The sequence below is a fragment of the Mesorhizobium sp. M7A.F.Ca.CA.002.09.1.1 genome, assembly GCF_003998555.1.
In the GTDB taxonomy this organism is placed as follows: Bacteria; Pseudomonadota; Alphaproteobacteria; order Rhizobiales; family Rhizobiaceae; genus Mesorhizobium; species Mesorhizobium ciceri.
Window position 1 is genome coordinate 1 of record NZ_RZRR01000275.1, and the last position, 6,063, is coordinate 6,063.

The window sequence follows — 6,063 nt, forward strand, 5'->3', positions numbered from 1 at the left end:
TATTATTATCCCGTTCCGTACCAGAGACCGGGCATTACCTCGCCAAATCCAAAGGCCACCGTTGAGATCAGACCGGAGGCCAGCAATCTCACCCAGAGCGTTACACGGCAGGTCGAGGAACCGGCCGCACCCAGTCAGCAAACCAACGGGGAAGTGCTTCAAGGCCGCGCATCGGCAGTTGATGGCGATACAATTGAGATCAATGGGACGCGCGTTCGGTTCAACGGCATCGACGCACCCGAGTATGATCAACAGTGCGAGGATGCGAAGCACTTTCGGTATTCATGTGGATGGCAGGCCAAAACTTCCCTCGAAAAATTCATGGCTAAATCGAAGCCCTTACGATGCGAGTTTGTCACTTGGGATCAATACGGACGCTTCGTTGGCAATTGCTACCGGGCGGACGGAGCCGACGTGGCGGCCTGGCTCGTCAAGAATGGGCTGGCCCTCGACTGGCCCAAATACAGCCATGGCGGCTATGCATCCCAACAAGCGGTCGCCAAGGCTGCCAAGCTCGGCCTGTGGAAAGGCTTCTTCGAAGACCCATGGACGTGGCGCGCCGAGCACGCCGAAGATACGCAGCCCGCGGCCAATCAGCCTCTCGGTATCATAGGCCGTCAGGCTCAGTCACAAGGCTATTCGTGCGAGCCTCGCCGTAAATGCTCTCAGATAAGCTCTTGCGCTGAAGCCCAATGGTATCTCAGCAACTGCTCATGGGGCGGCAGGCTGGATCGCGATAGTGACGGGATTGCGTGCGAAACGCTTTGCTAAATACCGAGAACGACGGAGGACTGGTCAGTGGCCCAACAGTCGAGAAATTCCGGTTTGGAGCCCCTCTTTCTCTCTTTTGGTCGGTACGGGTACACTGGTTTGATCCTACGGTGATCTATTACCGGGGCTAGTCGCAACAGGATATCCCCGTTGGGGCTTGCTGATCGGTTCGCTGCTAGGCACATTCACCGCATGTGCAATCTCTACAACATCACCACGTCACAAGAGGCGGTCCGCCAGTGGACCCGGACTTTGCGGGACATCCTAGGCAACCTTGAACCGTCCGTTGACATCTATCCCAACCAGCCCGGCCCAGTGGTGCGTAACGCCCCTGAAGGCCGTGAGCTAGCCAATCTCCTGTGGGGAATGCCGACGCCGGCCGAGCGCGTCAAGGGCAAGGCTGACTACGGCACTACCAACATTCGCAACCCGCAGTACAGCCATTGGCAACAGTATGTCGGCGTCGAGAACCGTTGCGTGGTGCCGGTAACAAGCTTCGCAGAGCCCAGCCCAACTCCCGGCGATAAAGACCGCGAGACAGGCATTCAGCGGAACTATTGGTTCGCGCTCAATGAGGACCGCCCGTTATTCTTCTTCGCTGGCCTCTGGACGCCATGGCATGGGGTCCGCAAGGTAAAGGACGGCCCCGGCGATTTCGAGCTTTACGGTTTCATGACGACCGCGCCCAATGCCCTCATCAAGCCGATCCATGAAAAAGCTATGCCGGTGATCCTGAGGACGCAAGAGGAAACAGAGACTTGGCTGACAGCGCCATGGTCGGAAGCGAAGCGGCTACAACGCACAGCGCCGGATGATGCTCTTGTGATTGTCGAGAAGCCTGCCACACAGATCAAGTTTCCCGAGCAGGCACCAGTACCGCCAAGCCAAGGCTCGTTGTTCTAGATGGCTGGCCTTCGGATACTCTCGGACGTTGCACCGGGCCTTGCGATTGCCATCTTTCTTACAATCTTGGTCGTGATGTTTTTTCGTCGTAAGCGGCGCTAAGCAAATCGGCGGCACGTGATTGAAATGTTGGGCTGTTAGCGCCAGTTATTCATCCCTCCAGATCACGCGTCGTACCATGCGGATTTCAACAAGTCGCCTCACGCGTATCTTCATGCCCTCCGATGCGCTTGGCAGCAGAATGTCCACATCAAGCTCGCGGCGTTTGCAGCGCTCGCAGCGCATGTGCCGGTCAACGTCCCAAAACGGAATGTCCCCCACCAATTTGGCGAGGTCCCCGGGGAGATAGTGGCGTGTAATGTTGCAGTTGATGCACCGGACACGGATTAGCTGACCAACCTCATGCGCTCGGCACAGGGTCTGGACAAGGCGGCGCGGTCGTCTGCTCTGTTCCGGCATAGCCAAAAATAGGAATGAGTTCCTCGCCGAGTCAATTCACTCTTGACATTTATGTTCCCTTTTTGTTCACTACGCCCATGCAGCGTATGGAGTAATGCCATGGATCGAATTGTGACACTGAACAGCCGCCAGGAGGCTGCCCTCCAGGCCCACGCCGAGGATTTCATTGCAGTCCACAAGGGTGATGTGATGAAAGCGCTCAAGGAAATGATCGTGCTCAACGGGCACCTTCAGGAACGACTTGACGCACTCACCCCGCAGCGCCGCGCGACGCGTTAGGAGTAGGCACCATGGGCACAATGCACTTCGACACCGAAGCCAAATCCGAACTGCACTCTGAAGCGGTGAAGCTGATCGCCCGCTACGACAGCCCTCTTGAGACCGTGAAGGCGCTCATGGCCTACAACTGTGAGCTTGAGACCCAGATACTCGCCATCGCCCATCGGCATCCGGGGATAGTTTCAATCGGGTACGATCCTACTCCGCCTGTGCTGGAGTGACCTTCAATGAGCCGCCTGATCTTTGCAGGAGAGCTTGAGAGCGCCGCCGACCAGATAGCGGACATATCCCGCGCCGACCTTCAAATTGTACTTCGTAGGGCCGCCCTGATGCTTAGAAACGTCGCCGGTGTCGATCTGGGCACGAGAACAGACGAATTACTTTTTGGAATCGCAGCGGAGATGGAAGTTTCCAAGTCCGATTTGATCAAAACGATCGTCAGCGACTGGCTAATTGCCAATGCTTATCTGCCTGTTCCGCTAGAGCTTGACGAAGGCAACGAGACACCATTTAAAATCTGAGCATGAAACCCGGCGTCTTCCGCTATGCCCGCGCAAAATACGCCTTGTACCACTCGACGAACCGCCCGACGCCCTCGGTCACTGTCGTCGTCGGGCGGTAGCCGACCGCCTGCTCCAGCGCCGAGGTGTCGGCGAAGGTATCGGGCACATCGCCGGGCTGCAGCGGCAAGAGTTCGACGATGGCTTTGCGGCCGAGCGCGTTTTCCAGCGCCTCGACATAGGCGGTCAACTTAACCGGGTTGTTGTTGCCGATGTTGAAGATGCGCCAGGGGGCGCTGCTTGTGGCCGGATCCGGACGGCTGGAGTCCCAGGCGGCATTGCCCGTGGCCGGGCTGTCGCTGGCACGGATCACGCCTTCGGCGATGTCGTCGACATAGGTGAAGTCGCGCGTGTGGTTGCCGTTGTTGAACAGTTTGATCGGCTCGCCAGCAAGGATGTTTTTGGTGAACAGGAACAGCGCCATGTCCGGGCGCCCCCAGGGGCCATAGACGGTGAAGAAGCGAAGCCCGGTCGTCGGCAGCCCGAACAGATGGCTGTAGCTGTGCGCCATCAGCTCGTTGGCGCGCTTGGTCGCGGCGTAGAACTGCAGCGGGTGGTCGGCCGGACGATGCTCGGAAAACGGCATGTCGGTGTTGGCGCCGTAGACACTCGAGGTGCTGGCATAGGTCAGGTGCGCGACGGCGCTGTTGCGGCAGGCCTCCAGCATGTTGGTGTAGGCGATGATGTTGCTTTCGACATAGGCGTGCGGGTTTTCCAGGCTGTAGCGAACCCCTGCCTGGGCGGCGAGATGGATCACCCGGTCGAATGCGTGGTCGGCAAAGCAGGCGTCGACCACGCTCTTGTCGGCGAGATTGCCGCGGATGAAATGGTAGCCGGCATTGGTCTTGCGGCTCGCCTCGTCCAGGAGCCGCAGTCTCGCCTCCTTGATTTCCGGATCGTAGTAGTCGTTGACGTTGTCGATGCCGACGACCTCGTCACCGCGCTCCAGCAGCCGCTTGGCTACGTGATACCCTATGAAGCCGGCCGCGCCGGTGACCAGAACCTTCATCAGAAGCGCCCATCCGTGACATGCCTGGGAAACAGACCCTTGATGTCGTAAATGACGCCGGGGGTCTTGCAAAGAGCCTGCAGGCCGTCGACGCCCAGAGCGCGGAACTGCCTGTGGCCGACGGCCACGATAACGACGTCAATGTCCTTCATTCCTCAGGTCCGGACATTTTCCTCAAAGGCCACCCCCATCACCAGAATCCGACTGCCAACGACCAAGAGCTACGACAGCGCGGCTGCTCCAGCAAGCATCTATTTCTCGGATCAACAGTGCGGGAACTTTTGATCAACAGCATTGCTTTATGCGATTGAAAAGATACCGTCTGCAACGCACCAACGCCGAACGATAGGGCCAATAATGCGATGTAATTTCCAGCACCGCTTCGGCGATCAACCCCTTGGCAAGTCGCCTGGGAGCCGAGACAGATCGATCTAGAGAGCGGAGATATTGCGTTCCGAAGCAGCTGTATGTTGGTGTCGTCGGGACGGCAACCTAATCAGATGCGTATGGCCGGCGGAGGGTACCGATCATCGGCCATAAGATCGGCCAAACATCCGGGCAAATTCGAAATATATCTTTATAATTACGTATTTAGCAGAAGCCAAGATCGGCCAGACATGGAAGAAAGCGTTTCAACTACATTCACCCGTTCCCCGACGGCAATGGCCGCGTCAGCCGTTTGATGAGCCACGCCATGGCCCATGAGGCTGGGATCGCCGCGCACGGGCTGTGGTCGATCTCACGCGGTCTAGCGCGCGGCGTGAAAAGCCGCACGGACTACAAGCGCATGATGGATCATGCCGATATGCCCCGCCAGGGTGATCTCGACGGACGGGGCAACCTCTCCGAGCGCGCACTCGGCGACTTTACGCTATGGTTCATGCAGGTGTGCATCGATCAGGTGAACTTTATGACCGGCTTGTTCGATCTCGACACGCTCGCGAAGCGGCTGCGTCGCTACGTCGAGCGCAGTGGCCTCAAACCCGAAGCCGCCCGCCTCCTGGAGGAAGCGCTAATGCGCGGCGAATTTGAACGCGGCGAAGCGTCTCGCATTAGCGGACTACCCGAACGCACGGCGCGTCGCGTGTTCAATGAGGTGATCGCGCTCGGTCTGTTGGCGTCGGAAACACCCAAAGGTCCGGTGTCGATACGCTTTCCGGCCAACGCATTGGATTCACTGTTTCCGAAGCTGTTTCCAGAAACCTAAGTGTGATTACTTGGCAGACGCCACGCTGAAATCCGCCAATCACCCCACGCCAGCCAAGGCTTGATTGCTCAAGCCGCTGGTCTGCTCGGGCTTCAGCCGCGCTTGAGCAGCGTCCAGACGGCCGGCACCAGGCTTGCCGCGAGAGCCACCTTGATCAGGTCGCCGACGATGAACGGCACGACGCCGAACTGCCACGACTTTTCCGGACCGATGAGCAGCGCCAGCCAGGCAAAGCCCATCGCCATCATGACGACTTCGCCAACCAGCATGGCGTTGAAAAGCTTGATCGGATGGCGGTCCCAGCCGCGATCCGCCGCCCAGCCGACAATGGCCGCCATGACCACGAAGCCGGCGAGATAGCCGCCGGTCGAGCCGAGCATGTAGGCAATGCCGAGACCCTTTTCAGGCGTGCTCTGGAAGACGGGGAAGCCCATGGCGCCCTCGGCCATGTAGAGCAGCAGGGTGGCGACGCCGAGACGCATGCCGAAAGCGGCGGCAATCAGCAGCACGGCCAGCGTCTGCATCGAAATGTCGACCGGCCCGAGCATCACCTTGGTCTTGGCCGACAGTGTCAGCACAAGCGTTCCGGCGATGGCCAGGAAAAGCTGCGTTGCCAGCCGCGCCGCGCCGCTTTGCGGCAGAGCCAGAGAAACAAGCGGACGCATCGTAGTTGCAATTGCCATGGTATTTCCCCAATCCGATTGCCGCTACCAGATGTTCGCGGCCTCACATCCTCCTATATTGGCTTGCGTGTTATGCGGCAATCGGTTTTGCCGTTTCCCCAAACAAGGCACCGATGCATGGCACTGAAGTTCGAGACCGGCTTCGACCCCCTCTATGGCCAGGGGGTGAGCGTCGCGCCCGATGTCCAGCGC

At 58.8% G+C, this 6,063-nt stretch carries 9 protein-coding genes and 1 pseudogene; 7 read left to right on the forward strand and 3 right to left on the reverse strand.

Going from position 1 to position 6,063, the window contains the following annotated elements:
• The 5 genes from EN994_RS14190 to EN994_RS14215 all read left to right on the forward strand — a co-directional run.
• Window positions 1-771: thermonuclease family protein (locus tag EN994_RS14190; RefSeq protein WP_348631680.1), on the forward strand; the 771-nt coding region annotated here is incomplete at its 5' end.
• A gap of 192 nt (window positions 772-963) precedes the next feature.
• On the forward strand, window positions 964-1,674 hold the full coding sequence (locus tag EN994_RS14195) for an SOS response-associated peptidase (protein ID WP_013532730.1): 711 nt from the start codon (window positions 964-966) through the stop codon (window positions 1,672-1,674).
• Between the two features lie 558 nt (window positions 1,675-2,232).
• The gene (locus tag EN994_RS14205) at window positions 2,233-2,412 is read left to right on the forward strand and encodes a hypothetical protein (RefSeq protein ID WP_013532732.1); all 180 of its coding nucleotides are present in this window, start codon (window positions 2,233-2,235) and stop codon (window positions 2,410-2,412) included.
• A gap of 11 nt (window positions 2,413-2,423) precedes the next feature.
• On the forward strand, window positions 2,424-2,633 hold the full coding sequence (locus EN994_RS14210) for a hypothetical protein (protein ID WP_013532733.1): 210 nt from the start codon (window positions 2,424-2,426) through the stop codon (window positions 2,631-2,633).
• Window positions 2,634-2,639: 6 nt separating this feature from the next.
• Window positions 2,640-2,933: a hypothetical protein gene (locus EN994_RS14215; protein WP_013532734.1), complete on the forward strand. Its 294-nt coding sequence runs from the start codon at window positions 2,640-2,642 to the stop codon at window positions 2,931-2,933.
• Window positions 2,934-2,955: 22 nt separating this feature from the next.
• Here the strand turns inward: EN994_RS14215 and EN994_RS14220 are convergent, their stop codons facing one another.
• Window positions 2,956-3,981 carry an NAD-dependent epimerase gene (locus tag EN994_RS14220; RefSeq protein ID WP_063167688.1) on the reverse strand — a complete coding sequence of 342 codons (1,026 nt, stop codon included), beginning with the start codon at window positions 3,979-3,981 and terminating at the stop codon, window positions 2,956-2,958.
• Window positions 3,981-4,133 (reverse strand): hypothetical protein, encoded by a 153-nt coding sequence (locus tag EN994_RS35365; RefSeq protein ID WP_158515784.1) that lies wholly within the window; start codon window positions 4,131-4,133, stop codon window positions 3,981-3,983. The genes EN994_RS14220 and EN994_RS35365 overlap by 1 nt, the downstream gene beginning before the upstream one ends.
• A gap of 482 nt (window positions 4,134-4,615) precedes the next feature.
• Here EN994_RS35365 and EN994_RS36725 point away from each other — a divergent pair.
• Both EN994_RS36725 and EN994_RS14225 read left to right on the forward strand, forming a co-directional pair.
• Window positions 4,616-4,669, forward strand: a pseudogene (locus tag EN994_RS36725) (Fic family protein); the annotation flags it as partial.
• Window positions 4,670-4,675: 6 nt separating this feature from the next.
• Complete coding sequence (locus EN994_RS14225) at window positions 4,676-5,188, forward strand: hypothetical protein (RefSeq protein ID WP_244514275.1); 513 nt, start codon at window positions 4,676-4,678, stop codon at window positions 5,186-5,188.
• A 92-nt stretch (window positions 5,189-5,280) separates the two neighbouring features.
• On the opposite strand, the gene EN994_RS14230 is transcribed toward EN994_RS14225, so the two are convergent.
• Window positions 5,281-5,871 (reverse strand): biotin transporter BioY, encoded by a 591-nt coding sequence (locus tag EN994_RS14230; RefSeq protein ID WP_027164125.1) that lies wholly within the window; start codon window positions 5,869-5,871, stop codon window positions 5,281-5,283.
• Window positions 5,872-6,063 lie beyond the last annotated feature (192 nt).